This window comes from Streptomyces sp. NPDC051567 (genome assembly GCF_044454165.1).
Lineage (GTDB): Bacteria > Actinomycetota > Actinomycetes > Streptomycetales > Streptomycetaceae > Streptomyces.
The window spans coordinates 150,995-177,365 of sequence record NZ_JBITDK010000010.1 but is presented as its reverse complement, the minus strand read 5'-3'; the positions used below and the strand labels follow the sequence as shown (position 1 = coordinate 177,365).

The window sequence follows — 26,371 nt, the reverse complement described above, 5'->3', positions numbered from 1 at the left end:
CGCACCCCCGCCTCCTCGCCCCTCCCGGGCCCCGGAAACGCACCGGACCGGGGTGGGGGCGGGGTGTCCGGGGGAGGCGGCGGCCTCCCCGCGCCGGTGCAACACGGCCGCCAACGTTCCTTAATACTGCGGTCATTGAACGCCACCGGGGTCCGGCGTAGCGTTCCGGGAAGTACCGCCGCCGGCCGTTGCGGCGCTCTCGCGGTACGGCCGATCAGGAACAGGAAGGCGTGCTCCGACGTGTCCGCACCCCCGCCGTCCCCTTCGCCCGCCGCCCCTCCCGCCGCCCCCCTGCACCTCGCCGTCGCGCTCGACGGCGCCGGCTGGCACCCGGCCGCCTGGCGGGAGCCGGGGGCCCGGCCCGGGGAGCTGTTCACCGCCGCCCACTGGGCCTCGCTCGTCACCGAGGCCGAGGCCGGGCTGCTCGACTTCGTCACCTTCGAGGACTCCCTCGGCCTCCAGTCCACGCACCCCACCGGGGCCGACCACCGCACCGACCAGGTCCGCGGACGGCTCGACGCGGTCCTCACCGCGGCCCGGGTGGCGCCGCTGACCCGGCACATCGGCCTGGTCCCCGCCGTGACCGCCACCCACACCGAGCCCTTCCACCTCTCCAAGGCCCTCGCCACGCTCGACCACGTCAGCCGGGGCCGGGCCGGGCTGCGCGTCCAGGTCTGCGCCCGCCCCGACGAGGCCCGCCACTTCGGCCGCCGCACCCTCGCGCGGGAACCCCTCGCCGGGCTCCACGACGAGGCCGCCGACCACGTCGAGGTGGTCCGGCGGCTCTGGGACAGCTGGGAGGACGACGCCGAGATCCGTGACGTGGCCACCGGCCGCTTCGTCGACCGCGACAAGCTCCACCCCGTCGACTTCACGGGACGGCACTTCAGCGTCCGGGGCCCCTCCATCACCCCCCGCCCCCCGCAGGGCCAGCCCGTGGTCAGCGTCCTCGCCGGTGACGGCGGCGCGTACGCGCTCCTGGGCCGGTCGGCCGACCTCGGGTACCTGACCCCGCACGACGCCGCCGGGGCCCGCGCCGCCGTCGGTGAGGCCCGGGAGGCGCTGCGGGCCGCCGGACGCGAGCGGGAGCCGCTCCACCTCTTCGGGGAGCTGACGGTCTTCCTCGACACCTCCCCGGCCGCCGCCGCGCGCCGGCTCCGGCGGCTGGACTCCGCGCACGGCGCCCCGTACACCAGTGACGCCCGCGTCTTCGCCGGGACGCCCGCCGGGCTGGCCGGGCTGCTGCTGGAGTGGCGGGAGGCGGGGCTGTCCGGTTTCCGGCTGCGGCCCGGGGTGCTCGCCCACGACCTCCCGGCCATCACCCGCTCCCTGGTGCCCGAACTCCAGCGCCGCGGCGTCTTCCGCCGCGCCTACGAGGCGGACACCCTGCGCGGGCTGCTCGGCCTGGACCGCCCGGCGAACCGCTACGCCGCCGCCCGACCCTGAACCGAAGGGCCCCGTCACCATGAGCAAGCCGCTCAAGCAGATCCATCTCGCGGCCCACTTCCCCGGCGTCAACAACACCACCGTGTGGAGCGACCCGGCCGCCGGAAGCCACATCGACTTCGACTCCTTCACCCACTTCGCGCGGACCGCCGAACGCGCCAAGTTCGACTTCCTCTTCCTCGCTGAGGGGCTGCGCCTGCGCGAACAGGGCGGCCGGATATACGACCTGGACGTCGTCGGACGCCCCGACACCTTCACCGTCCTGGCCGCGCTCGCCGCCGTCACCGACCGGCTGGGCCTCACCGGCACCATCAACTCCACCTTCAACGAGCCCTACGAGGTGGCCCGCCAGTTCGCCACCCTCGACCACCTCTCCGCGGGCCGCGCCGCCTGGAACGTCGTCACCTCCTGGGACGCCTTCACCGGGGAGAACTTCCGGCGCGGTGGCTTCCTGCCGCGCGAGGAGCGCTACTCCCGGGCCCGGGAGTTCCTCGCCACCGCGCACGAGCTGTTCGACGCCTGGGACGGTACGGAGATCCTCGCCGACGCGGTGTCCGGGACCTTCCTGCGCGACCCGGACGCCGGGGCCTTCGCCCACCACGGCCGGCACTTCGACATCGAGGGCCACTTCAACGTCCCCCGCAGCCCGCAGGGGCGGCCCGTCGTCTTCCAGGCGGGCGACTCCGACGAGGGCCGCGAGTTCGCCGCCGCCTCGGCCGACGCCATCTTCAGCCGGTACAGCGCCCTGGACACGGGCCGGGCCTTCTACACCGACGTCAAGAGCCGCCTCGCCCGCCACGGCCGCACCCCGGACCAGCTGAAGATCCTGCCCTCGGCCACCTTCGTCCTCGGCGACACCGACGCCGAGGCGCGGGAGGTGGCCCGGGAGGTGCGCCGCCTCCAGGTCAGCGGGGCCACGGCGGTCAAGTACCTCGAACACGTCTGGAACCGCGACCTCTCCGCCTACGACCCGGACGGCCCGCTCCCCGACATCGACCCCGACCCCGGGGAGAACACCATCGCCCTCGGCCGCGCCAGTGTCCGCATGTTCCGCGACCCGGTCGCCACCGCCAAGGAGTGGCGCGAGCTGGCCGCCGCGCGGAACCTGTCGATCCGGGAGCTGGTCATCGCGACCACCGCGGGGCAGACCTTCGTCGGCTCGCCCGCCACGGTCGCCGGGGCCATCGACTCCCTCGTCCAGGCCGACGCCGCCGACGGCTTCATCCTCGTCCCCCACCTGACCCCGGGCGGCCTCGACGGCTTCGCGGACACCGTCGTCCCCCTGCTCCAGGAACGCGGCGTCTTCCGCGCCGAGTACACCGGCACCACCCTGCGCGACCACCTGGGCCTGTGACCGGGACGGTGCGCGGGCCCGCACCGGACGCGGCGGGCCCGCCCACCGTCCCGGTCACCGCGCCAGTTCGTCCCAGTGGGCCGTACGGTCGCACCAGCGGGCGAGCAGGACCGGGTCGTGGCCGACGGCGAGCAGGCCCGCGCCGGTCCCGGCCCGGTACTCCTCGACCACGGCGACCAGGGCGGCCGTGGTGGAGGCGTCCAGCATCGCGGTCATCTCGTCGCAGACCAGCCACCGGGGGCTGAGCACCAGCGCCCGCGCCAGGCAGGCGCGTTGCAGCTGCCCGTCGCTGACCTCGTGGGGGCGCCGGGCGAGCAGGTCGTCGCCGAGGCCGACCCGGCCCGCGAGCGCGGTGGCCTTCTCCCGCGCCCCGGTGCGCCGTCCCGTCGCGCGCAGGGGTTCGGCGACGAGGTCGAGGAGGGTCAGGCGCGGGTCGGCGGAGAGCCGGGGCTGCTGGAAGACGACGCCGATCGCGGTGCGCAGGGAGCGCGGCGCCCGGTGGCGGAACCCGGTGACGGTGCGGCCGTCGACGACGACGCTCCCGTGGTCGGGGCGGTGCAGCAGGGCGGCGACCCGGGCGAGGGTGGACTTGCCGCAGCCGCTGGGCCCGAGCAGGCCGAGGGACTCGCCGGGGCGCAGGGTGAGGTGGGCGCCGCGGACGACGGGGTCGCGGGGGTCGTACCCGGCGGTGATGTCCTTGAGCTCAAGCATGGTGGCAGGCCACTCCTTCGGTGAGCGCGGGCCGTACGGCGCGGCAGCTCTCGTCGGCGCGGGCGCAGCGGGCGGCGAAGGCGCAGCCGGGCGGGAGCGCGCCGAGTTCGGGCGGCAGGCCCGGGACGGGGACGAAGGCGCGTTCGGGGAGGGCGTCGAGGAGGCCCCGGGCGTAGGGGTGGCGGGGGCCGTGGGGTCCGAAGAAGGTTTCGGCGGGGGCGAGTTCGACGATCCGTCCGGCGTACATGACGGCGACGGTGTCGGCGATCCGTTCGGCGGCGGCGAGGTCGTGCGTGATCATCAGCAGGGCGCGGCCGTCGGCGCGGGTGTGGGCGCGCAGTTCGTCGACGGTGCGGTGGACGAGGTCGCGGTCGAGGCCGGTGGTGGGTTCGTCGGCCAGGAGCAGGGGCGCGTCACCGATGAGGGCGAGGGCGGTGGCGGCGCGCTGGGCGAGGCCGCCGGAGAGTTCGTGCGGGTGGCGGTCGAGGTGGGTGGCGGGGAAGGCGGCGCGTCCGGCGGCCTCCTCGGCGGCGGCGCGCAGCCGTGGCCTGCGGGTGGCGGTCAGCGCGCGGACGGTCTCCTCCAGGTGCGCGCGGACGGTGCGTACGGGGGTGAGGTGCGCGGCCGGGCTCTGCGGGACCAGGCCGATGCGGCGGCCCCGTACGGTCCGGGCGAGGGCGCGTTCACCGGCGGCGAGGACGTCGGTGCCGTCGGCGAGCCGGGCCGCCCCGGCGGTCTCGGCGTTGCCGGGGAGGAGACCGAGGAGGGCGGAGGCGAGCACGGACTTGCCGCAGCCGCTCTCGCCGACGAGGGCCAGGCACTCGCCGGGGCCGAGCCGGAAGGTGGCGTCGGTGACGGCCTCGACGTACCGGCCGGCCCGCATCCGGAAGCGGACGGAGAGCTTCTCGACGTCGAGCACGGGCGGGCGGGTCACCGGGGCGGCGCGGGTCACAGGGTCAGCTCCGAGCGGCGGCGGGGGTTGAGCCGGTCGCGCCAGGCGCCCGCGAGACCGGCGACGGCCAGGGTCGGGACGATGAGGAGGAGGCCGGGGAAGAGCGTGGGCCACCAGTCTCCGGCGAGCAGGGAGCCGCGGGCGCTCTGGACGAGGTTGCCCAGGCTGGCCTGGTGGGAGGGGAGGCCCAGGCCGAGGAAGGAGAGGGCCGACTCGTGCCACATCGCGTGCGGGACCATCAGCACGGCGGCGAGGCCCGCCTGCGGGAGGACGCCGGGGACGAGGTGGCGGACGGTGACGCGCCGGCGTGAGGCGCCGCCGGAGACGGCCGCGTCCACGTAGGGGCGGCCGCGCAGGGAGAGGACCTCGGCGCGGACGATGCGGGCCGTCGAGAGCCAGTGGGTGACGGCCACGGAGGCGACCACGGGCCAGACGCCGGGGCGGAACATCGCGACGATGAAGATGCCCAGGAGCAGGTGCGGGATGGCGGAGAGGGTGTCGACGGCGCGCATCACCACGCGGTCGGTCCAGCCGCCCAGCGCTCCGGCGGCGGCGCCCACCGCCGTGCCGACGACCGTGGCGACCAGTGCGGCGACCAGGCCGACCAGCAGGGAGACCCGCAGGCCGTAGACGCAGCGCAGCAGCAGGTCGCGGCCGACGTCGTCGGTGCCGAAGGGGTGGTCCCAGGAGGGGGGCAGGAGTCGGGCCGAGAGGTCGACGGCCTGCTGGTCGAGCTGGGCCAGGGGCGGTACCAGCAGGACGGCGAGCACGATCACGGCCATGACCGCCGCCGAGGTGCGCACGCGCAGGTTCCGTGTCGAGCGCCGGGCCCGGCCGGCGGACTTCCAGACGGTCGTGTCGGCCGCGGTCGTGTCAGCCATCGAAGCCCACTCTCGGGTCCGCCAGCCCGTAGAGCAGGTCGGACAGCAGATTGCCGGCCAGGACCGCGGCCGTGGCCAGGACCGTCAGCGCGGCCAGCAGCGGGAAGTCCACCGAGGTCGCCGCCTGGACGGTGGCCGCCGCGATGCCGGGCCAGCTGAAGACGGTCTCCACCAGCAGGGCGCCGGTGATCAGCTCCGGGACGCGTGAGCCGATCAGCGTCAGCATCGGGAGCATCCCGGAGCGCAGTGCGTGCCCGAGCAGGACGTGCCGTTCGGCCAGGCCCCGCGCGCGGGCGCCCCGTACGGGGTCCTCCTCCAGCGCGTCGGCCACGCCCTGGCGGACGTACAGGAAGAACCAGGGGAGCTGGGAGAGGCCCAGGACCAGGGCGGGCAGGACCACGTGCGAGGCGACCTGGCCGAGGGTGACCACGTCGCTGCCCGCGTCCGTCAGGCCGCCCGAGGGCAGGACGCCCAGGCGCACCGAGAAGAACCAGATGGCCAGGAGTCCCAGCCAGAAGGCCGGGGCGGCCTCCAGGGTGTAGGCGAGGGAGGAGACGGCCCGGTCCAGCGGGCCGCCCTGGCGGCGGGCGGCGAGCACGCCGAGCGCGGTGCCCGCGAGGACCGCGAACGCGAAGGCGCACCCGGCGAGCAGCACGGACCAGCCCAGGCGTTCGGTGATGACGTCGGCCACGGGCTGGCGCATGACGGCGGAGGTGCCGAGGTCGCCGGTGAGCGCGGCGGTGAGCCACTCCCACCAGCGCTGTACCAGGGGCTGGTCGACGCCCAGGTTGGCGCGGAGCTGGTCGAGTTCGGCCTGCGAGGCGGTGAGGCCCGCGGTGCCCGCGTACGCCTTGACGGGGTCGAAGGGGGAGAGCGCGGCGACGGCGAAGACCCCGAGGGTGACGGCGAGCAGGACGGGGACGGCGGACAGGGTCCGTCGTCCCGTCATGCGCGCCATCGGCCCCCAGGGCAGGCGGTGGGAGCGCGTGCTCACGTGTCCCGGCTCACTTCTGCTTCGGCTTCCAGCTCTCCACGTTCCACCAGGGGCCGGAGCCGAGGCCGTGGTCGTGCGGCTCGATCTGGGTGGTGAGTCCGTCCCACTTGTCGTTCACGACGTACAGGTGGTCGATGTGGGTGAGGAAGACGTAGCCCGGGTTCTTGACCAGTTCGCGCTGGACGGTGTCGTACGCGGCCTTGCGGACGGCCGGGTCTGCGCTCCTGCGGGCCTCGGCCAGGGCCTGGTCCACGGCCGGGTTGTCGTACCGGGCCATGTTGTTGAAGCCGTCGCCACCGAGCGAGGAGGTGAGCAGCAGGTACTGGTCGAAGTCCGGGTCGGCCGGGGAGCCGCCGCCCGCGAGGACGGCGTCGGTCTTCATCCGGGGCTCGATGACCTCCCAGGTGCCGGCCTCGGTGGTGACCTCGACGCCCGCCTTCTTGGCGTCGGAGGCGAAGGCCAGCGCGTGGTCCTGGCGGATCTTGTCGCCGGAGGTGTACCAGAGCGGGAAGGCGGCGCGGACCCCGTCCTTGGCGCGGATGCCGTCCTGGCCCGGCTGCCAGCCGGCGTCGTCGAGGATCTTCTTCGCGCGGTCGAGGTCGTGGGCGCGTTCGGTGCCGGGGGTGAACCAGGGGCTGTCGGTGGGGACCGGGCCGTAGGCGGGCTTGCCCGCGCCCTCCAGGAGCGTGCCGACCATGGCCTGGCGGTCGACGGCGAGGTCGAGTGCCTGCCGGACGGCCGTGTCACCGGTGACCTTGTGGTGGGTCGGGAGGGTCACGTTGCGGTAGTCGAAGGTCTTCGCCGCGTAGGTGGTGCGGGCCGGGTCCTTCTCGAAGCCCTTGGCCAGGTTGGGCGGCAGGATCGCCGCGTCCAGCTCGCCGGAGCGCAGCCGGGTGGCGCGTACGTCGTCGTCCTTGATCACGGCCATGGTGAACTTCTTCACCGCGGGCTCGCCGCCCCAGTGGCCGGGGTTGGCCCTGAAGCTGAGCTTCTCGCCCTTGGACCAGGCGGTGAGCAGGTAGGGGCCGGTGCCGACGGGCCTGGTGGTGAAGTCTCCGCTGTTGACGTCCTGGCGGCCCGCGATGTGTTCGGGGGCGATCGGCAGCACGGTGCGCTCGGCGAACGGCGCGTAGGGGTACTTGAGGGTGAAGACGACCTGGTGGTCGCCGCGCGCCTCGACGCCTTCGACCGCGTCCAGTTCGGTCTTGGACGCGTTGTTCGTCTTCGCGTCGAGGATCGTCCGGTAGGTGAAGACGACGTCCTTCGCGGAGAAGGGGGCGCCGTCGCTGAACTTCACGCCCTGGCGCAGGGTGTAGGTGTAGGCGCGTCCGTCCGCGGAGACCTCCGGCAGGGCCTCGGCCAGCGCGGGCTTCAGCTTCATCTGCGCGTCGTGCGTGAGCAGACCGTCGAAGATCTTGGAGTTGCCGTCCTTGCCGTAGCCCAGCAGCGGGCTGAGGCTCTCGGGTTCGGTCGCGATGCCGACCACGGCGGAGTCGGCGCCCGCGGCGCCCCCCGTGGGGTTCGAGCAGGCCGTCACTCCGATGAGGAGTGCGGCGGCCAGCGTCGCTGTGGCCGTTCCCCGTACTGTCCGGGCCGTCATGCTCTGCACACCCCTGCTTGCGATCATCCGTTATTGCAAAGAGATCGCAATAATGCCAGACGCGATCAGAAGAAGACAGACCGGGTCACATCGACGGCCGTCGGCCCTCCCGGTTCCTCAGGGGTCTTGCCCGGCCCCCGCCTCGCGTGCCATATATGTCTAGACCTTTGCGGGACCCGCGAGAACCACGAGAAAGCGGAGGGAAGCGCCCCCGTGCGACGCACCGCCCCCACGCTCGTCCTCTGCCTGGCCGTGACCGCCCTGACGGCCTGCTCCTCCGGCGACACCGACCCCCCGTCCGTCCCGGCCGGGCTCACCGCGCAGGCCGGCAGCGCCACCAGCGTGCACGTCATGTGGAACACGGCGCCGGTCCGCGACGGGGTGAGCGGCTACCAGGTCTTCCAGGCGGGCCGGCTGGTCCGCGAACTCCCCCCCGAGAAGACGATGGTGGACATCACCGGCCTGGCCCCGCAGACCGCCTACGCCTTCACCGTCCGGGCCAAGGACGCCGCCGGGAACCGCTCCGCGAGCGCCCCGGAGGTCCAGGTGAGCACCCCGGCCGCCACGGCCGAGGACCGCCGGGCCCCCACCGCCCCGCCCACCACCACCGCCGCCGCGACGGGCCCCCAGGGCGTCCGGCTCTCCTGGACGGCCGCGACCGACGACACGGGCGTGACGGCCTACGACGTCTACCAGAGCGGAATCCGCATCCACACCGCCGGTTCCGGCGAGACCTCCACCACCCTCGCCGGCCTCCAGCCGGAGACCCCCTACACCTTCACGGTCCGGGCCCGCGACGGCGCGGACAACTCCTCCGCCGACGGCCCGGCCGTCCAGGTGACCACCCCGCCCGGCCGGGGCCCGGACACCGCGCCCACCGGTCTGGAGGCCGCCCCCTCACCCGGCGCGGTCACCTTGACCTGGACCGCCCCGGACACCGGGCGCGAGACCCGGGAGTACGAGCTGTACGTGAACGGGCAGCCCACGACCGTCATCCAGTTCGGCGAGGGCGCCGTGCCCACCGGCCGGGCCGAGTACCGGATCACGGCGACCGCGCCCGCCGGTACGGAGTGGAACGTCAAACTGCGCGCCCGGCTGCCGGACGGCAACTGGGGCGCCTTCTCCCCGGAGCGGCGGGTCGTCCTCACCGGGTGAGGCGCCGCCGGAGGGGTCGTGACGGACGGCCGCCGCGTCGGGGGGCGCGGCGGCCGACGGCGCGGCGGGCGGGACTCTGCGGGCGGGGTGGGCCCCGCCCGCGCGGGCTCCCGTCGGTACGGGATCAGTACGGGAGGGGCCTGCCCGACGGTGTGCGCAGGTCCAGGTCTCGGGGGGCGGGCTTCGGAACGGGCTTGCGGATCAGCTGCTGACGCATGCTGCCTCCTCGCTCAGACCAGGGCCGGGCGGCGGGGTGCCACCGCCCGGCCGTCGGGGAGCAGTTCACCGGTGTCGTCGAAGACCACGGCGCCGTTGCAGAGCAGACTCCAGCCCTGTTCGGGACGGAAGGCGACGGTGCGGGCGGCATCGTGGTCGGCGCTGTCGGCCGTAGGGCAGGGGGGCTGGTGGGAGCACATGGCGCACCTCCTCGCGGAGTGGGGCGGGAGGGCCGGTGGTCACCCGGCCGAATCCGCGATCCACAGTGGCGGTGAGTATTGCCGATCGCCGCCCCTGGACGGAACCCATGTCGGTGGTCCAGTTCACGGTGTGTATGCCCGGTTACGATGCGCTCATGCCCGCCGTCCGGATCATTCGCCGCACCGTTCTCCCCCCGGCCGGGGCCTGGCGGCGGCTGACGGACTGGGAACGCCACGGCGCGCAGGTCCCGTGCACCCGGACGATCCTCGTGACACCGCCCCCGACCCGCGTCGGAACGGTCTTCACGGCGCGGACCGGCGTGGGAAGCGTCACGTTCGACGACCCGATGGAGGTCACGCTCTGGCGTCCCCCGGTGGCGGGCGGGGCGGGGCTGGTCCGGCTGGAGAAGCGGGGACGGACGGTCACGGGCTGGGCGGAGATCGAGATCCGCGGCGCCCCGGGCGGGGGCAGCGAGGTCCACTGGCGCGAGGAGCTCCGGGTGCGCGGACTCCCCCGGTTCCTCGACCCGGTGGTCGCGGCGGCCGGACGCGCGCTCTTCGGCCGCGCCGTGGACCGGCTGCTGGCGGCAAAGTGAGCCCGGACGCGCACCGGCCGCCGGTCCGCCCGGCGGGGGCCCGGGGGGCCCTGACGGGCCCCTGGACGGCCCCGGAGCACCCCGGGGCGCTCCGGGCCCCGCACCCGCACGCCCGTACGGCCCCGCACGCCACACCCGCCCGCCGCGCCCCGGCCACCCCGGACGGCGCCCCGTCGAAGACGCTCCCTGGCGCCGCGACCGGAAAGGTCCACCGGCCCGCGCCGGCCCGCGCCGCCCAGCACTAGCGGATCGGCACCCCGGAGAGCGTCCGGGCGATCACCAGCCGCTGGATCTCGCTCGTCCCCTCGAAGATGGTGTAGATCGCGCTGTCCCGGTGCATGCGCTCCACCGGGTACTCGCGGGTGAAGCCGTTGCCGCCGAGGATCTGGACCGCCTGGGCGGTGACCTGGCGGGCCGTCTCGCTCGCGAAGAGCTTCGACATCGAGCCCTCCGCCGAGGTGAAGGGACGCCCCGCGGCGGCCATCCAGGAGGCCCGCCACACCAGCAGCCGGGCCGCGTCGATCCGGGTGCGCATGTCGGCGAGCTGGAAGGCCACGCCCTGGTTGTCGATGATCGGGCGGCCGAACTGGGTGCGGGTCCGGGCGTAGTCGAGGGCGACCTCGTACGCCGCGCGCGCGGTGCCGACGGCCATCGCGCCGACCGCCGGGCGGGACGCCTCGAAGGTGGCCATGGCGGCGTTGCGCACCCGCTCGCCCCCGGCGCCGCGGGCCCGTTCGCGGGCCCGCGCCAGCCGCTCGTCCAGCTTCTCCTTGCCGCCCAGCAGGCAGGAGCCGGGGACCCGTACCTCCTGGAGCACCACCTCGGCGGTGTGGGAGGCGCGGATGCCGTGCTTCTTGAACTTCTGGCCCTGGGTCAGGCCCGGCGTGCCCGGCGGCACGATGAAGGAGGCGTGTCCCTTGGTGCCGAGTTCCGGGTCGACGACGGCGACGACGATGTGGACGTTGGCTATGCCGCCGTTGGTCACCCAGGTCTTGGTGCCGCTGAGCACCCACTCGTCCCGGACCGGGTCGTGGACCGCGCGGGTGCGCATGGCGCCCACGTCGGAGCCCGCGTCCGGTTCGGAGGAGCAGAAGGCGGCGAGCTTGACGTCGTCGCGGTCCCCGTACATCTGCGGAAGCCAGGTGCCGATCTGCTCCTCGGTACCGTTGGCGAAGACGCCGATGGCCGCGAGACCGGTGCCGACGATGGAGAGGGCGATGCCCGCGTCGCCCCAGAACAGCTCCTCCATCGCCATCGGGATGCCGAGCCCGGTCGGATCGAAGAACTGCTGGGCGTAGAAGTCCAGCGAGTAGATGCCGACCCGGGCCGCCTCCTGGATGACGGGCCACGGAGTCTCCTCGCGCTCGTCCCATTCCGCGGCGGCGGGCCGGATCACACCGGCGGCGAAGCCGTGAACCCACTCCCGCACCTGCTCCTGGTCCTCGCTCAGCTCCATGGTGAACTCCGCCATGTCCCCTCCTGCTGTCCGTGCCTGCTGTCCGTGCCGGTCCCGGGCGTGGACCGCCCAGGCGGGGTTACTTGAGGTAACCCTGCCGTGACCACAGTCTTTTACCGGCGGGCGAACACTGTCAAGCACCTCCTGACGAGGCTCGGCCGCTACACCGGCCAGGGCGTGAGGGGTGTTACGTTGCGTGGGCGTCACGCACATCGCCAGGGCGGGGAGAGAACACGGCATGGAGACCACGCAGCAGGCCGGCGAGCCGGGAACGGCCGAACGGCGGCGCCGGGAGCTGCTCGAAGCGGCCGACCGGGTCGTCCTCAGGGACGGGCCGAAGGCCTCCATGAACGCCATCGCGGCGGAGGCGGGCATCACCAAGCCCATCCTCTACCGGCACTTCGGCGACAAGGCGGGCCTCTACCAGGCGCTCGCCGTCCGGCACACCGACGCCCTGCTCGACTCGCTGCGGGCCGCGCTGGACGCCCCCGCCGAGCGGCGCCGCCGGGTGGAGGCCACCTTGGACACCTATCTCGCCGCCATCGAGGCCCGCCCGCAGGTCTACCGCTTCCTGATGCACCCCGCCGAGGACACCCAGGCCGCCGAGCGCGGATTCGACGTCGGCCTGCACTCCGCCCCGCTGCTGCGCCGTCTCGGCGAGGAGCTGGCGCAGGTGATCGGCGAACGGGTGGACCTCGGGCCCGGCGGTGACCGGCTGGCCCGCGTCTGGGGCCACGGCATCGTCGGCATGATGCACGCGGCCGGCGACTGGTGGCTCGGCGAACGCCCCTGCGACCGCGCGGAACTGGTCACCGGCCTCACCGACCTCCTCTGGGGCCGCCTCGCCACCACGGGCAACCGCCCCGACGGCCCCGGCTTCTGACCCCACCCCCGCCGGGCACCTCTTCAGCCCCGCCGGCGTTTGAGGCGCGGGGTCTGGGGCGGAGCCCCAGGAAACCCGGCCCGGCGGGGTCGGACCGCCTAGCCGCGCGGCGCCCCGGCGCTCCACGGCGCCCGGCGGACCGCCCGCCGCAGCCGCCGCGCGCGCAGCCCCGTCACCCGGTCCGCGTAGACGGTGCCGTCGAGGTGGTCGCACTCGTGCTGGAGGCAGCGGGCGAAGAACCCGGTGCCGGAGATCCGTACGGGCGCGCCGTCGGAGGTGACCCCTTCGACGACCGCGTGGTCGAAGCGGGCCGTGCCCGCCTCCAGCCCCGGCAGCGAGAGGCAGCCCTCGGGACCCACGAACGCGTCCCCGTCCGCGCGGACGAGCCTCGGGTTCACGAGGTGGCCCACGTGGCGGACCTCCTCGTCGTCGGGGCAGTCGTAGACGAACACCCGCTGTCCGACGCCGATCTGGTTCGCGGCGAGGCCGACGCCCTGGGCGGCGTACATCGTCGCGAACATGTCCTCGATGAGCCGGTCGAGGGCCGGACCGAACTCGGTGACCTCCGCGCAGGCCGCGTGGAGCACCGGGTCGCCCAGCAGACTCATGGTGCGGACGTGACCGGTGGTACCGGGGATGGGGCGCTGTCGCATGGCCGTAAGGGTACGACGGGCGAATATATGAGGAGATCCGCGGCGGTGCGGGGGCGCCGCGGTCAAGGCTCCGGCCGGTACTGGATAGGCTGGGGCCGACCGACGCGAGGAGGACAAGGGACGATGGCAGGCAACACGGAGCCGCTTTCGCCGCGGGCCAAGCTGGCCGTGACGGCGGGCAAGGCCGCGGCGGCGGTGTCGCGGGCCGCGGGACGCGGAAGCGGATCGGTGATCGGGGGCAAAGTCGCACTGAGACTCGACCCCGATCTTCTCGGAGCGCTGGCGCAACACCTCGACGTCGTCCTCGTCTCCGCGACGAACGGCAAGACCACGACGACCCGGCTGATCGCGGAGGCCCTGCGGGCCAGCGGCCCGGTCGTCTCCAACGCCCTCGGCGCGAACATGCCGGCCGGCATCACCTCGGCGCTGGCGGGCGGCTCGGACGCCCGGTACGGCGTCATCGAGGTCGACGAGAAGTACCTGGCCGGGGTGGCCCGGGACGTCACCCCCAAGGTGATCGCCCTGCTCAACCTCTCCCGCGACCAGCTCGACCGCGCCGCCGAGACCCGCATGCTCGCGGAGAAGTGGCGCGAGGGCCTCTCCGGCTCCAAGGCGGTCATCGTCGCGAACTGCGACGACCCGCTGATCGTCTGGTCGGCCTCCTCCTCGCAGAACGTCGTGTGGGTCGCGGCCGGGCAGGAGTGGAAGGACGACGCCTGGTCGTGCCCCTCCTGCGGCGGTGTCATGCAGCGCCCCGGGGACGACTGGTTCTGCGGCGAGTGCGGCTTCCGCCGCCCCACGCCGAGCTGGGTGCTCTCCGGTGACCACGTGCTGGACCCGCACGGTTCGGCCTGGCCGATCCACCTCCAGCTGCCCGGCCGCGCCAACAAGGCCAACGCGGCCACCTCGGCCGCCGTGGCCGCCGTCTTCGGCGTCCCGCCGCAGGTGGCGCTGGAGCGGATGTACCAGGTCCAGGCCGTCGCCGGCCGCTACGACGTGGTCAGCTTCCAGGGCCGTGAGCTGCGGCTGCTGCTCGCGAAGAACCCGGCGGGCTGGCTGGAGACGTTCTCGCTGATCGACCCGCCGCCCACACCGGTCATCCTGTCGGTGAACGCGCGCGGCGCCGACGGCACCGACACCTCCTGGCTGTGGGACGTGGACTACCCGCGGCTGGCGGGCCACCCGATCTTCGTGATCGGTGACCGCAAGCTGGACCTGGCGGTCCGGCTGGAGGTCGCGGGTCTGGACTTCCGGGTGTGCGAGACCCTCGACGAGGCCGTGCAGCTCGCGCCGCCCGGCCAGATCGAGCTGATCGCCAACTACACCGCCTTCCAGGACGTGCGCCGCCGCGTCGGCAACTAGTACCCATAAAGGACAAGAGCATGAGCGACAACAGCCTGCGTCTGGTGTGGGTCTACCCCGACCTGCTGAGCACGTACGGAGACCAGGGCAACGCCCTCGTGGTGGAGCGCCGGGCGCGCCAGCGCGGCCTGGACGTGCAGCGCGTGGACGTGCGCAGCGACCAGCCGATCCCCACCTCGGGCGACATCTACCTGATCGGCGGCGGTGAGGACCGGCCACAGCGGCTGGCCGCGGAGCGGCTGCTGCGCGACGGCGGCCTGGAGCGCGCCGTCTCGAACGGGGCGATCGTCTTCTCGGTGTGCGCCGGGTACCAGATCCTCGGCCAGGAGTTCGTCAACGACATGGGCGAGCGCCAGCAGGGCCTGGGCCTGCTGGACGTCGTCACCGTGCGCGGTGAGGGTGAGCGGTGCGTCGGCGACGTCCTCGCCGACATCGACCCGCGGCTGGGCCTGCCGCCGCTGACGGGCTTCGAGAACCACCAGGGCATCACCCACCTGGGTCCGACGGCGCGGCCGTTCGCCCGTACCCGGCTGGGCCGTGGCAACGGCACCGGGGACGGGACCGAGGGCGCGTTCAACGACACGGTGTTCGGCACCTACATGCACGGTCCCGTGATGGCCCGCAACCCCCTCATCGCGGACCTGCTGCTGAAGCTGGCCCTCGACGTGAACGCGCTGCCGCCGCTCGACGACCGGTGGTACGACGCGCTGCGCGCGGAGCGCATCTCGGCGGCCACGCAGCCCGCGTAGGTTTCGGCGCGCCACGCCGCCCGGCCCGGATTCCCCTGGGGGAATCCGGGCCGGCGTGCGTGTGCGGTGCGGGCGACCAGCATGTGGAGCACGGTTCGGTCCGGCAGCCTTCCGCTTGTAGGGTGACCGTAGTTCCAACCGGACGCCGTGGTCCGGTCGTCGGCCCCCACGTTGCAAAGGTCCCTTCCTGCCATGCGCATAGGTGTGCTCACTTCCGGTGGCGACTGCCCCGGCCTGAACGCCGTCATCCGCTCCGTCGTGCACCGTGCCGTCGTCGACCACGGTGACGAGGTGATCGGTTTCCTCGACGGGTGGAAGGGCCTGCTGGAGGGCGACTACCGCAAGCTCGACCTCGACGCGGTCGGCGGCATCCTCGCCCGGGGCGGCACGATCCTCGGCTCCTCCCGGGTCCAGCCGGCGCACCTGCGCGACGGGGTGGAGCGGGCGCTGGGCCACATGTCCGACCTGGGGCTGGACGCCGTCATCCCGATCGGCGGCGAGGGCACGCTCAAGGCCGCGCACCTGCTCTCCCAGGGCGGTCTGCCGATCGTCGGCGTCCCCAAGACCATCGACAACGACATCGCCTCCACCGATGTCACCTTCGGCTTCGACACGGCCGTCGGGGTCGCCACCGAGGCGCTGGACCGGCTGAAGACCACCGCCGAGTCGCACCAGCGCGTGATGGTCGTGGAGGTCATGGGCCGCCACACCGGGTGGATCGCCCTGCACTCGGGCATGGCGGCCGGCGCGCACGCCATCGTGGTGCCGGAGCGCCCCTTCGACATCGACGAGCTGACGGCGATCGTCGGCGAGCGCTTCTCCGCGGGCAAGCGGTTCGCGATCGTCGTCGTCGCCGAGGGCGCCAAGCCGCGGGCCGGTTCGATGGAGTTCGAGGAGGGCGGTACGGACATGTACGGCCACGAGCGGTTCGCCGGCATCGGCAACCTGCTCGCCGTCGAGCTGGAGCGCCGCCTGGGCAAGGAGGCCCGCCCGGTCATCCTCGGCCACGTCCAGCGCGGCGGCACGCCCACCGCGTACGACCGCGTCCTGGCCACCCGCTTCGGCTGGCACGCCGTGGAGGCGGCGCACCGGGGCGAGTTCGGCATGCTGACCGCGCTGCGCGGCACCGACATCGTGATGGTGCCGCTGGCCGAGGCGGTGCAGACGCTCAAGACGGTCCCGCAGGAGCGTTACGCGGAGGCTCAGACCGTTCTGTGACGCTTCCTGCCCCCGGGCGCAGGGCCGTCCAGGGGCGGCATTACTGTGGTGGGGCGCCACAGTCAAGGGAGTGAACAGATGGATCACAGCGGTCACGGCACGGGCATGAACATGGACCTGCCACCGTTCACTCTCGGGCGCGGTCTGGAGTTCTCCTTCGACGCCGTCTTCCTCTTCGGCTCGCTGGCCCTCCTCGCCCTGTACGGGTGGGGCCTGCTGCGGCTGCGCCGGCGCGGGGACTCCTGGCCGGTGGGCCGGACCGTCGCGTTCACCGCGGGTGTGCTGACCATCATCCTGGTGATGTGCACCAAGCTGAACGACTACGGCATGGTCATGTTCAGCGTGCACATGGTCCAGCACATGGTGATCAGCATGATCACCCCGATCCTGCTGCTGCTGGGCGCGCCGGTGACCCTGGCGCTGCGCGCGCTGGCGCCCGCGGCGCGCGGGCACAAGGGGCCGCGCGAACTGCTGCTGATGCTGCTGCACAGCCGCTACATGAAGGTGATCACCCATCCGGCCTTCACGATCCCGCTGTTCATCGCCAGCCTCTACGGCCTCTACTTCACCCCGATCTTCGACTTCCTGATGGAGAGCCGGGCCGGGCACGTCGCGATGATGGTGCACTTCCTCACCGTCGGCCTCGTCTTCTTCTGGCCGATCATGGGCGTGGACCCGGGCCCGCACCGCCCCGGCTACGTGATGCGGATGCTGGAGCTGTTCGCGGGCATGCCCTTCCACGCCTTCTTCGGCATCGCCCTGATGATGGCGAGCGAGCCGATGATCAAGACGTACATGGACCCGCCCGCCTCCCTGGGCATCGATCCGCTGCTCGACCAGCAGTGGGGCGGCGGCATCGCGTGGGCCTTCAGCGAGATCCCCTCGGTGCTGGTGCTGATCGCGCTGGTCTACCAGTGGTACCACTCCGAGCAGCGGGCGGCGAAACGCTCCGACCGGGCCGCGGACCGGGACGGCGACCGGGAGCTGGCGGAGTACAACGCCTATCTGGCCGCGCTCCAGGCGCGTGGCCGCTAGCGGAGCGACGCCCGCGCACGTCACCATGGGGTATGACCGCATCTGTCAAGGTGATGGCCGTCACGTCCTTCGCCGCCCTGGTGGCCGTCGCCGCGTACTCCGTGGCGCTCGGGAGCAACGGCTGGCTCTGGTTCTGCTGGGTGGTGCTGGTCCTGCTGACCGCCACCCTGGCCGTCTCGGACGGCGGCTGACCTCCCGTGCGGCGGCCGGGTCCGCCGCGGCGCCCGCCGTCCGTACGACAGCGGCGAAGAAGACGAACAGGACATCGACGGGAGCGACCTGGTGTTCTACCACCTGCTCAAGCACGTGCTGCTCGGGCCACTGCTGCGGCTGCTGTTCCGGCCGCGGATCGAGGGGCTGGAGAACATTCCGGCACAGGGCGCCGCGATCGTCGCGGGCAACCACCTGTCCTTCTCCGACCACTTCCTGATGCCCGCGATCCTGAGCCGGCGGATCACCTTCCTCGCGAAGGCCGAGTACTTCACCGGCCCCGGGATCAAGGGCCGGCTCACGGCCGCCTTCTTCCGCAGCGCCGGGCAGATCCCCGTGGACCGCTCCGGCAAGGACGCCGGACAGGCCGCCCTGCGCGAGGGGCTGGGCGTACTGGCCAAGGGCGAGCTGCTGGGCATCTACCCCGAGGGCACCCGCTCGCACGACGGGCGGCTGTACAAGGGCAAGGTGGGCGTGGCCGCGATGGCGCTCGGCGCGGGGGTGCCCGTCGTCCCGTGCGCGATGGTCGGGACCTTCGAGATCCAGCCGCCCGGTCAGCGGCTCCCGAAGATCCGGCGGGTGACCATCCGCTTCGGCCGGCCGCTGGACTTCTCCCGCTATGCCGGGATGGAGGGTGAGCGGGCCGTCCTGCGGGCCGTCACCGACGAGATCATGTACGCCGTCCTCGGTCTCTCCGGGCAGGAGTACGTCGACCGGTACGCGGCCGAGGTCCGGGCCGAGGAGGAAGAGCGGAAGAGGGCCCGGCGCACGACGCGCTGAGCCCTCTCCCCCGCGGCGGCCCGCGCGGTGCGGGTCGTCGCCCCGCGCGGGGCACCGCCGGTCATGACGCCCCGTCCCGCGGCGTCCCGGTTTCCGGCGTACCGGCCCGGCCGGCGCGCCGGTCCCGTGGCTACCGGAAGGCCGGGAGTTCCTCGGGCGTCGGGAATCCGGCCGCGGGGGCCTCGGCCAAGGACTTCGCCGTGGCCGGGGCGGGCGGGACCGGGGTGGCGTGCGGTTCGCACGTCACGTTGCGGGCGTCGACCTCACCGGTCAGCAGGTAGGCGTCCACCCGGGTGTTGACGCACGGGTTCAGCAGGCCGGTGACACCGTGCGAGCCGGCGTTCCGCTCGGTGATCAGCCGCGAGCCGGGCAGGCGGCGGTGGAGCGAGACCGCGCCCGCGTACGGGGTGGCCGCGTCCCGTTCGGACTGGACGATCAGCACCGGCGGCAGACCGCGCCCGCCGCGGACCTCGACCGGGTCGCCCTGCTTGGACCTCCAGGTCGCGCAGGGCAGGTTCATCCATGCGTTGGACCAGGTCAGGAAGGGGTACTTCTGGTGCAGCGCGGTGTTGTCGCGGTCCCACCTCGCCCAGCTGGTGGGCCACTTGGCGTCGGCGCACTCGACGGCGGTGTAGACGGCGTTGCCGTTCTCAGCGGTCGCGTTGCCCCGCGTGTCCGACAGGTCGGGGGCGATGGCGTCGACGAGCGCCCGGGTGTCACCGGCGAGGTACGCGGCCCAGGTCCGGGCGACCGGCACCCAGGAGGAGTCGTAGTACGGGGCGCCCTGGAAGAAGCCGACGAGTTCGGCCGGGCCGACGACCCCGCCGATCGGGGCGGCCTTGGCGGTGGCGCGCAGTTCCTGGTACTTCGCCTCGACCTCGGCGCGGGTGGAGCCGATGTGGAAGACGCCGTCGTTCTTGGCGACCCAGTCCTGCCAGTCCTGCCAGCGGGTCTGGAAGGCGATGTCCTGGTTGAGGTTGGCCTGGTACCAGATGTTGTCCTGGTCCGGGTCGACCACGCTGTCGACGATCATGCGGCGCACATGGGCCGGGAACAGGGTCGCGTAGACCCCGCCGAGGTAGGTGCCGTAGGAGACGCCGAGGTAGTTCAGCTTCTTCTCGCCGAGGGCGGCCCGGATGACGTCCAGGTCGCGGGCGGTGTTCGGCGTGGTCATGTGCGGCAGCATCTCGCCGCTGCGTTCCTCGCAGCCGTCCGCGTACGCGGCGGCGGGCTTGCGCTGGGCGCGCTTGTCGGCCTCGCCGGACGGGACCGGGTCGGCCTTGGGGGCCTTGACGTACTCCTGCGGGTCGATGCAGGAGATCGGCGCGGAGTGGCCGACGCCTCGGGGGTCGAAGCCCACGAAGTCGTACGCCCTGGAGGCGTTGACCCACAGCGGGCTCTTGGTGACGACCCGGCGCGGGAAGCGCATGCCGGAGCCGCCGGGGCCGCCGGGGTTGTAGAGGAGCGCGCCCTGGCGCTCGCCCTCGGTGCCGGTGCTGGCGATCCGGTCGACCGCGAGGTCGATGGTCCTGCCGAACGGCTTGGTGTAGTCGAGCGGGACCTTGACCCAGCCGCACTGGATGGGCTTCTCCAGGCCCCAGTCGGCGGGACAGTCCTTCCACTCGATCCCGGCGCGGGCGGCGCGGGCGGCGGCGATCGTGACGCCCACCGCCTCCGCGGCGCCGTTGTCACGGCCGGAAGGGGCCGCCGAGGCGGACGGCGCGAGCAGCAGGCCCGCCGTCAGCGCGCCGGTGATCAAGGTGGCGGCGCTCCCCAGTGCCGCGTTGCGTATCACGTGGTCGTTCCCCCTGCGTCAGGTGCCGCCGTGGGCGGCCGGGTTCGGATCGTCGGCATGCGCAGGCATCCTCGCCGCTGACCCGTGTCCCGCGACAGAGGCGCTCCGCGTTCTTTGCCAACCCGATAACCGGAAAGCCGTGTACCGCTGAGCGGTGCCGGGCCGGTCCGGGGGCGGGCGTGGGGGCGGTCACCAGCCGTACGTACGGCGGGCCGCGTCGAGCAGGGCGCGCAGCCGCAGGGCGTCCGGGGCCAGGGCCGTCACCAGGACCGCCGGACCGGCCAGCGGGGTGGCCACGGCGAACTCCCCCAGTACGGCGGCGGTGGGCGGGGCCGCGGCGAAGGCCGGGTCCACCACCAGGAGCTGGCCGACGGCCCGGTGGCCCGCGAGCCCCGCCGGACCGTCCCAGCCGCCGGGGGCGCCCGGCCCGCAGGCCAGTTCCTGGTCGAGCAGCGGACGGCCGCCGCGGCTGACGGAGAGCCGGCTGCGCAGCAGTCCGGGGGCCTCCCGGGCACGGCCGAGCACCTGTTCCTCGCGCAGCAGCAGCCGCGCGGTGGGGGCGAGCACGGCCCGGGTGCGCACGCGCAGGTCGCTGCCGCGCACGGAGACCAGCGGCTCCGGCAGCCACCGCACCGCCGCGCCGTCCTCCAGGGTCAGGCGTACGTCGTACCGCGCGGGCTCGCCCCCGCGGCCGGGCAGGGCGAGGGTGGCCGCGGCCGAGGCGAGGTCGAGTTCCGCCCCGGGCCCGGCGGTGGCCTCGACGGTGAGGTGGTCGCCGCCCAGCGGGGCGCTCATCGCGCCGACCAGCATCACGCCCGCCGCGGCCCCCCGGCCCCGGAGGCGGCGCAGCGCGAGCGGTCCCTCCCCGGCCAGCAGCGGCAGGGCGGTGGAGCCGCGTCCGTCGGCGACGGCGTGGACGCGGGCGGTGGCGCGCAGCCCCGCCGCGGGCGGGGGGACCGGGGGCGGGCCGGTCACCGTACGGGCCAGGCGGCGAGCCGTTCGCGCACCCAGGCGGCCACCGGGGTCACGCCCTGGGGGCCGCGCAGCGACTGGAAGGCGACGGGCAGGGTTCCGCGCTGTTCGGCGGCGTCGCGGGCCATCCGGCCGAGGTCGGAGCCGACGTGGGGGGCGAGGTCGGTCTTGTTGACGACGAGCAGGTCGGCGGTGGTGACGCCGGGGCCGCCCTTGCGCGGGATGTCGTCGCCGCCCGCCACGTCGATGATGAAGATCTGGGCGTCGACCAGGCCCCGGGAGAAGGTGGCGGTGAGGTTGTCGCCGCCGGACTCGACGAGGATCAGGTCGAGCGGGCCGGCCGTCTCCTCCAGTTCCTCCACGGCCTCCAGGTTGGCGGAGATGTCGTCGCGGATGGCGGTGTGGGGGCAGGCTCCGGTCTCCACGGCGGTGATCCGCTCGGGCGGCAGGACGGCCTCGCGGAGCAGGAACTCGGCGTCCTCGCGGGTGTAGATGTCGTTGGTGACGACGGCCATGGAGAACTCGGCGCGCAGGGCGCGGCAGAGGGCGGCGACGGTGGCGGTCTTGCCGGAGCCGACGGGTCCGCCGAGGCCGATGCGCAGGGCGCGGCGGGTGCCGTCGGCCCGGAGGGGTCCGGCGCTGTGGGTGTGCCGGTGGGGGTAGGTCACGGGGTGGTCGAGGTGCACGGGTGCTCCTTGGGAGGGACGGGGTGGGAGGGACGGCCGGGCGGGGCGGGGCGGTCGGGAGGAACGGTTCCGGCAGGGCGGTTCAAGCCGTGCGGTTCAAGCCATGCGGTTCAGGAGGCGAAGAGGCGTACCGGCCAGTCGGCGTGGACCTCCGCCGCGATCTCCAGCAGTGGTGAGGAGGTGGCGGGCAGGGTGTCCGTGCCGTGGGCGCGGGCCCGTTCGGCGGCCGTCGCCGCGCGGGCGGCGACGGCGTCGAGTTCGGGGGCGAGCCGGGCCAGGACCCCGCTCGCCTCGAAGGGGTCCAGGCCCAGCAGCCGCACGGTCGCGGTGGCCGGGCCGCCGACGCTCTCGTACGCGGCGACGTGCGCGGCGTCCGCCGGGCCGAGCCCGGCCGCGCGGGCGGTGAGGCCGAGCACCACGGGCTGGTGGGCGCCGCGCGGGAAGGCGGCGGCCAGGGCCTCCAGTTCGGCGGCGGGCCAGGTCGCGCGGGCGGCCCGCAGCAGTTGCCGTCCCAGCCGCCGCGCCGCGGTGCGCAGGGCGGGCGACGGGGTGCGGGCGTCGGCGGCGGCGTCGAGCTCCGCCGGGTCGAGTCCGAGGGCGGCGGCCGCGGCGAGTGAGGCGGCGACGAGTCCGCAGGTGTGCAGCCGGCCCCGGCAGAAGTCCTCCAGGGTGGCGGCGTCGTGGATGCGGCCCGCCTTGCAGGCGGCCTCGGCCCCGCCGGAGTGCGCGTGGCCCCCGGCGGGGAAGCGGCCGTCCGCGAGGACGAGCAGTGCGGCGCGGCTCATCGGGAGGGGCCCCGCATCAGAAGAGGAAGTAGCGCTGGGCCATGGGGAGTTCGGCCGCGGGCGCCGGTTCCACGACCTCTCCGTCGATGGTGACGGTGAAGGTGTCGGCGTCGACCTCGACCCTCGGCACGGCGTCGTTGTTGCGCATGTCCGCCTTGGTCACCTTGCGGGTGTTCTCGATCGCCACGAACTCCTTGCCGAGGCCGAGCCGTTCGGGCAGCGCGTCGTCGAGTGCGGCCCGCGCGGTGAAGTTGACCGAGTTCAGGCCGGGTGCGCGCCCGAGACCGCCGTACATGGGGCGGGGCAGGACCGGCTGCGGGGTGGGGACGGAGGCGTTGGCGTCGCCCATCTGCGCGTAGGCGATCTGGCCGCCCTTGACGACCAGTTCGGGCTTGACCCCGAAGAAGGCCGGGTCCCACAGCACGAGGTCGGCGAGTTTGCCGGTCTCCACCGAGCCGATCTCGCGGGCCAGGCCCTGGGCCACGGCCGGGTTGATCGTGTACTTGGCGATGTAGCGGCGGGCCCGGTGGTTGTCCGCGGGGCCGTCGCCGGGCAGGAAGCCGCGGCGCCGTTTCATCACGTGGGCGGTCTGCCAGGTGCGCAGCACCACCTCGCCGACCCGGCCCATGGCCTGCGCGTCGGAGGAGATGATCGAGATCGCGCCGAGGTCGTGCAGGACGTCCTCGGCGGCGATGGTCGAGGGCCGGATGCGGGACTCGGCGAAGGCGAGGTCCTCGGGGACGGCCGGGTTGAGGTGGTGGCAGACCATCAGCATGTCGAGGTGTTCCTCGACGGTGTTGACGGTGTGGGGCCGGGTGGGGTTGGTGGAGCTGGGCAGGATGTTGGGCTCGCGGACCACGGTGATGATGTCGGGTGCGTGCCCGCCGCCCGCGCCCTCGGTGTGGTAGGCGTGGACGGTGCGCCCGGCGATGGCCGCGAGGGTGTCGGCGACGAAACCGGCCTCGTTGAGGGTGTCGGTGTGGAGGGCGACCTGGGCGCCGGTCTCCTCGCAGACCTTCAGGCAGGCGTCGATGACGGCGGGGGTGGCCCCCCAGTCCTCGTGGATCTTGAAGCCGAGGGCGCCGCCGCGCAGTTGGGAGTGCATGCCCTCGCGGGACATGGTGTTGCCCTTGCCGAGCAGGCCGATGTTGACGGGGTACGCCTCCAGCGCGGCGAACATCCGGGCCAGGTGCCAGGGTCCGGGGGTGACGGTGGTGGCCTTGGAGCCTTCGGCGGGGCCGGTGCCGCCCCCGACGAGGGTGGTGATACCGCAGGCGAGGGCCTCTTCGACGACGGTCGGGGAGATGAAGTGGACGTGGGCGTCGACGGCTCCGGCCGTGAGGATCTTCCCGTTGCCCGCGATGATCTCGGTCTCGGGCCCGATGACCAGGGCGGGGTCGACCCCGTCCATGGTGTCGGGGTTGCCGGCCTTGCCGATGCCGCAGATCCGGCCGTCGCGGATGCCGAGGTCGGCCTTGACGACGCCCCAGTGGTCGAGGACGACGGCGCCGGTGATCACCGTGTCGGGGGCGCCCTCGGCGCGGGTGGTGCGGGCCTGGCCCATGGACTCGCGGATGACCTTGCCGCCGCCGAAGACGGCCTCGTCCCCGGAGCGGCCGGGGCCGCCGCTGAGGTCCCGTTCGATCTCCACGAAGAGGTCGGTGTCGGCGAGCCGGATGCGGTCACCGGCCGTCGGCCCGAAGAGGCCGCAGTAGTCCTGGCGCGACAGCTCAGCCATCGAGCGGCCCCCCGGTCTCCCCGCGCAGCCCCGGTACGGTCCGCAGGCCGCCCAGCGGTACGAGTTCCACCGCGGCCAGGATGCCCGGTTCGAAGCGGACGGCCGTACCGGCGGCGATGCCGAGCCGTAGCCCGTGGGCGGCGGCGCGGTCGAATTCGAGGCCGGGGTTGGCCTCGGCGAAGTGGTAGTGGGAGCCGACCTGGACGGGCCGGTCGGCGGTGTTGAGCACGGTGAGGCGGGTGACGGGACGTCCCTCGTTGAGGAGGACCGGCCCGGCCCCGTGGATGATTTCGCCGGGAATCACGGGGAGCCTCCCGTCCGGACGATGGGGTCGTGGACGGTGACGAGCTTGGTGCCGTCCGGGAAGGTCGCCTCGACCTGGACGTCGTGGATCATCTCGGGGATGCCCTCCATGACCTCCTCGCGGCCGAGCACGGTACGGCCGGAGGCCATCAGCTCGGCCACGGTCCGGCCGTCGCGGGCCCCTTCGAGGATGTGGGAGGCGATCAGGGCGACCGCCTCGGGGTGGTTGAGCCGCAGCCCGCGGGCCCTTCGCTTCCCGGCCACGTCGGCGGCCACGTGAATGAGCAGTTTTTCCTGTTCGTGCGGTGTCAGTCGCACAGGGTTCCCCCACCTTCCGGGACAAGGTCAACTTTGCGTCGTACCGACCTCAGCCATCTTCAACACTTTGTTGACCTGCGGGTATCCGTGCCGAGCAGGTCTTGCCCGGGCGAGGGCAAGGCTTTCCGTCCGGATCACCGGTGCTTTACCCGCCCATGGGTGATCATTGACAGGGAGGCGTGGCCGCCACGCTAGGCGCGGCGGTTTTCCGCCGGGTTAACCCACGTTACGAGGAGGTACCGGGTCCAGGGCACGCTCCAGAAGTCCCGCCGGACCTCCCCCGCACGGTTTCGCACCCGGAACCGCGACCGAGGAGAGGCATGTTTCTCAACCCCATCCACCACATCACGATCGACGCGCTCGACCCGTACAAGATGGCCGAGTTCTGGGCCGAGGTGACCGGCTACGCGATCCACCCGGACGATGTGGAGGGCGACGAGGAGATCCTGCTGGAGCCGGGTCAGCCGGGCGTCCCCGGAATGCTCTTCATCCGGGTGCCGGACGCCAAGTCGGTCAAGAACCGGGTCCACCTCGACATCCAGCCGCCCGTCGGTACCCGGGACGAGACCGTCGAGCGCCTGACCGGCCTCGGGGCGCGGCTGGTGGACGACCGGCGCCGGGAGGACGGTTCCGGCTGGGTCGTCCTCGCGGACCCGGAGGGCAACGAGCTGTGCATCGAGCGCAGCGCGGCGGAGCGCGCCGCCGCCTGACCCGGCCCTCCGCCCGGCCCGGCCCGGCCCGGCCCGGCCCGCTGCCCGGACGGTCCCGTTCCGCCCGGGTCCCAGCGACCTCCTGGGCCCCACTGGTCCCACCCGCCCGCCCTGCCCGCCCGGTTCCGCCGTCGGGCCGCTTCCGGGCCCGGGGTCAGCAGAAGGGGGCGACGCTCCCCGACAGGGGTCCGGCGGTCCAGGGCAGGGCGATCCACACCGTCTTGCCGCCGTCTTCGGTGGGGCTGACGGAGAGCCGGCCGCCCGCCTCCACGGCGAGCCACCGGACGATCACCATCCCCCGGCCGCTGTCCTGCTGGACGGCGGCCGGGAGCCGCCTGGGCCGGGCCGGATGGCTGTCGGTCACCCCGACGCGCAGCCATTCCTCCCGTTCCAGACGGACAGCGACGGTGAAGGTGGGCGACAGGCCGAGCGTGTGCTGCACGGCGTTGGTGGCGAGCTCCGAGACGATCACCCGGACCCGGTCCGCGGTGTCGGCCCCGGCGGGCAGCCCCCATTCGCCCAGGACCTCCGCGACATAGCGGCGTGCGGTGGAGACCGAGGCGGGTTCGCTCGGCAGAGTGACGGATGCTTCCTGGTGGTCTGCCATGGCGAC

28 protein-coding genes are annotated in these 26,371 nt (G+C 73.7%); 12 read left to right on the top strand and 16 right to left on the bottom strand.

Going from position 1 to position 26,371, the window contains the following annotated elements:
* Positions 1–240 precede the first annotated feature (240 nt).
* The gene (locus ACIA5F_RS14515; RefSeq protein ID WP_399352632.1) at positions 241–1,446 is read left to right on the top strand and encodes an LLM class flavin-dependent oxidoreductase; all 1,206 of its coding nucleotides are present in this window, start codon (positions 241–243) and stop codon (positions 1,444–1,446) included.
* Between the two features lie 19 nt (positions 1,447–1,465).
* Positions 1,466–2,800 (top strand): NtaA/DmoA family FMN-dependent monooxygenase, encoded by a 1,335-nt coding sequence (locus tag ACIA5F_RS14510; RefSeq protein WP_399352630.1) that lies wholly within the window; start codon positions 1,466–1,468, stop codon positions 2,798–2,800.
* A 54-nt stretch (positions 2,801–2,854) separates the two neighbouring features.
* On the opposite strand, the gene ACIA5F_RS14505 is transcribed toward ACIA5F_RS14510, so the two are convergent.
* The 5 genes from ACIA5F_RS14505 to ACIA5F_RS14485 form a co-directional block, all read right to left on the bottom strand.
* Positions 2,855–3,511 (bottom strand): ABC transporter ATP-binding protein, encoded by a 657-nt coding sequence (locus ACIA5F_RS14505; RefSeq protein WP_399352628.1) that lies wholly within the window; start codon positions 3,509–3,511, stop codon positions 2,855–2,857.
* Complete coding sequence (locus ACIA5F_RS14500; RefSeq protein WP_399352740.1) at positions 3,504–4,394, bottom strand: oligopeptide/dipeptide ABC transporter ATP-binding protein; 891 nt, start codon at positions 4,392–4,394, stop codon at positions 3,504–3,506. The genes ACIA5F_RS14505 and ACIA5F_RS14500 overlap by 8 nt, the downstream gene beginning before the upstream one ends.
* 65 nt (positions 4,395–4,459) lie before the next feature.
* Positions 4,460–5,344, bottom strand: a complete 885-nt coding sequence (locus tag ACIA5F_RS14495) for an ABC transporter permease (protein ID WP_399352626.1) — start codon at positions 5,342–5,344, stop codon at positions 4,460–4,462.
* Entirely contained in the window at positions 5,337–6,302 is a 966-nt protein-coding gene (locus ACIA5F_RS14490) for an ABC transporter permease (protein ID WP_399352738.1), read from the bottom strand. The genes ACIA5F_RS14495 and ACIA5F_RS14490 overlap by 8 nt, the downstream gene beginning before the upstream one ends.
* Positions 6,303–6,348: 46 nt before the next feature.
* Positions 6,349–7,938, bottom strand: coding sequence for an ABC transporter substrate-binding protein (locus ACIA5F_RS14485; protein WP_399352624.1), 1,590 nt, complete (start codon positions 7,936–7,938; stop codon positions 6,349–6,351).
* Between the two features lie 213 nt (positions 7,939–8,151).
* On the opposite strand from ACIA5F_RS14485, the gene ACIA5F_RS14480 reads away from it, so the two are divergent.
* Positions 8,152–9,093: a fibronectin type III domain-containing protein gene (locus ACIA5F_RS14480; RefSeq protein ID WP_399352622.1), complete on the top strand. Its 942-nt coding sequence runs from the start codon at positions 8,152–8,154 to the stop codon at positions 9,091–9,093.
* 230 nt (positions 9,094–9,323) lie between these two features.
* Here ACIA5F_RS14480 and ACIA5F_RS14475 read toward each other — a convergent pair whose 3' ends face one another.
* Complete coding sequence (locus ACIA5F_RS14475) at positions 9,324–9,509, bottom strand: DUF5999 family protein (protein WP_399352619.1); 186 nt, start codon at positions 9,507–9,509, stop codon at positions 9,324–9,326.
* A gap of 155 nt (positions 9,510–9,664) precedes the next feature.
* On the opposite strand from ACIA5F_RS14475, the gene ACIA5F_RS14470 reads away from it, so the two are divergent.
* The gene (locus tag ACIA5F_RS14470; protein WP_399352617.1) at positions 9,665–10,105 is read left to right on the top strand and encodes an SRPBCC family protein; all 441 of its coding nucleotides are present in this window, start codon (positions 9,665–9,667) and stop codon (positions 10,103–10,105) included.
* 241 nt (positions 10,106–10,346) lie between these two features.
* Here the strand turns inward: ACIA5F_RS14470 and ACIA5F_RS14465 are convergent, their stop codons facing one another.
* On the bottom strand, positions 10,347–11,576 hold the full coding sequence (locus ACIA5F_RS14465) for an acyl-CoA dehydrogenase family protein (RefSeq protein WP_399352615.1): 1,230 nt from the start codon (positions 11,574–11,576) through the stop codon (positions 10,347–10,349).
* Positions 11,577–11,799: 223 nt separating this feature from the next.
* Between ACIA5F_RS14465 and ACIA5F_RS14460 the strand changes: the two genes are divergently transcribed.
* Positions 11,800–12,444 carry a TetR family transcriptional regulator gene (locus ACIA5F_RS14460; protein WP_399352613.1) on the top strand — a complete coding sequence of 215 codons (645 nt, stop codon included), beginning with the start codon at positions 11,800–11,802 and terminating at the stop codon, positions 12,442–12,444.
* A gap of 98 nt (positions 12,445–12,542) precedes the next feature.
* Here ACIA5F_RS14460 and def read toward each other — a convergent pair whose 3' ends face one another.
* Positions 12,543–13,097 (bottom strand): peptide deformylase, encoded by a 555-nt coding sequence (gene def, locus ACIA5F_RS14455; protein WP_399352611.1) that lies wholly within the window; start codon positions 13,095–13,097, stop codon positions 12,543–12,545.
* A 123-nt stretch (positions 13,098–13,220) separates the two neighbouring features.
* On the opposite strand from def, the gene ACIA5F_RS14450 reads away from it, so the two are divergent.
* From ACIA5F_RS14450 to ACIA5F_RS14425, 6 genes are all read left to right on the top strand, one after another.
* A complete protein-coding gene (locus tag ACIA5F_RS14450; RefSeq protein ID WP_399352609.1) occupies positions 13,221–14,459 on the top strand; it encodes a MurT ligase domain-containing protein in 1,239 nt (412 codons plus the stop codon).
* 20 nt (positions 14,460–14,479) lie between these two features.
* Positions 14,480–15,208 carry a type 1 glutamine amidotransferase gene (locus ACIA5F_RS14445; protein WP_399352607.1) on the top strand — a complete coding sequence of 243 codons (729 nt, stop codon included), beginning with the start codon at positions 14,480–14,482 and terminating at the stop codon, positions 15,206–15,208.
* Positions 15,209–15,400: 192 nt separating this feature from the next.
* On the top strand, positions 15,401–16,426 hold the full coding sequence (locus tag ACIA5F_RS14440) for a 6-phosphofructokinase (RefSeq protein ID WP_399352605.1): 1,026 nt from the start codon (positions 15,401–15,403) through the stop codon (positions 16,424–16,426).
* A gap of 78 nt (positions 16,427–16,504) precedes the next feature.
* Complete coding sequence (locus ACIA5F_RS14435; RefSeq protein ID WP_399352603.1) at positions 16,505–17,461, top strand: cytochrome c oxidase assembly protein; 957 nt, start codon at positions 16,505–16,507, stop codon at positions 17,459–17,461.
* Positions 17,462–17,493: 32 nt separating this feature from the next.
* Positions 17,494–17,652, top strand: coding sequence for a hypothetical protein (locus ACIA5F_RS14430; protein ID WP_399352601.1), 159 nt, complete (start codon positions 17,494–17,496; stop codon positions 17,650–17,652).
* A gap of 91 nt (positions 17,653–17,743) precedes the next feature.
* Positions 17,744–18,451, top strand: a complete 708-nt coding sequence (locus ACIA5F_RS14425; protein ID WP_399352599.1) for a lysophospholipid acyltransferase family protein — start codon at positions 17,744–17,746, stop codon at positions 18,449–18,451.
* Between the two features lie 130 nt (positions 18,452–18,581).
* Here ACIA5F_RS14425 and ACIA5F_RS14420 read toward each other — a convergent pair whose 3' ends face one another.
* The 7 genes from ACIA5F_RS14420 to ACIA5F_RS14390 all read right to left on the bottom strand — a co-directional run bounded on the left by ACIA5F_RS14420 (position 18,582) and on the right by ACIA5F_RS14390 (position 25,048).
* A complete protein-coding gene (locus ACIA5F_RS14420) occupies positions 18,582–20,246 on the bottom strand; it encodes an alpha/beta hydrolase (protein ID WP_399352597.1) in 1,665 nt (554 codons plus the stop codon).
* A 189-nt stretch (positions 20,247–20,435) separates the two neighbouring features.
* A complete protein-coding gene (locus ACIA5F_RS14415) occupies positions 20,436–21,221 on the bottom strand; it encodes an urease accessory protein UreD (RefSeq protein ID WP_399352595.1) in 786 nt (261 codons plus the stop codon).
* The gene (gene ureG, locus ACIA5F_RS14410) at positions 21,218–21,904 is read right to left on the bottom strand and encodes an urease accessory protein UreG (RefSeq protein ID WP_399352593.1); all 687 of its coding nucleotides are present in this window, start codon (positions 21,902–21,904) and stop codon (positions 21,218–21,220) included. The genes ACIA5F_RS14415 and ureG overlap by 4 nt, the downstream gene beginning before the upstream one ends.
* Positions 21,905–22,014: 110 nt before the next feature.
* Positions 22,015–22,689 (bottom strand): urease accessory protein UreF, encoded by a 675-nt coding sequence (locus tag ACIA5F_RS14405; protein ID WP_399352591.1) that lies wholly within the window; start codon positions 22,687–22,689, stop codon positions 22,015–22,017.
* 16 nt (positions 22,690–22,705) lie between these two features.
* Complete coding sequence (locus ACIA5F_RS14400; protein ID WP_399352589.1) at positions 22,706–24,427, bottom strand: urease subunit alpha; 1,722 nt, start codon at positions 24,425–24,427, stop codon at positions 22,706–22,708.
* Positions 24,420–24,731: an urease subunit beta gene (locus ACIA5F_RS14395; RefSeq protein ID WP_399352587.1), complete on the bottom strand. Its 312-nt coding sequence runs from the start codon at positions 24,729–24,731 to the stop codon at positions 24,420–24,422. Before ACIA5F_RS14395 ends, ACIA5F_RS14400 begins: the two co-directional genes overlap by 8 nt.
* Complete coding sequence (locus tag ACIA5F_RS14390) at positions 24,728–25,048, bottom strand: urease subunit gamma (protein ID WP_399352585.1); 321 nt, start codon at positions 25,046–25,048, stop codon at positions 24,728–24,730. The genes ACIA5F_RS14395 and ACIA5F_RS14390 overlap by 4 nt, the downstream gene beginning before the upstream one ends.
* Positions 25,049–25,368: 320 nt before the next feature.
* Between ACIA5F_RS14390 and ACIA5F_RS14385 the strand changes: the two genes are divergently transcribed.
* Positions 25,369–25,758 (top strand): VOC family protein, encoded by a 390-nt coding sequence (locus ACIA5F_RS14385; protein ID WP_399352583.1) that lies wholly within the window; start codon positions 25,369–25,371, stop codon positions 25,756–25,758.
* Positions 25,759–25,912: 154 nt separating this feature from the next.
* On the opposite strand, the gene ACIA5F_RS14380 is transcribed toward ACIA5F_RS14385, so the two are convergent.
* Positions 25,913–26,365, bottom strand: coding sequence for an ATP-binding protein (locus ACIA5F_RS14380; RefSeq protein WP_399352581.1), 453 nt, complete (start codon positions 26,363–26,365; stop codon positions 25,913–25,915).
* Positions 26,366–26,371: the final 6 nt, after the last annotated feature.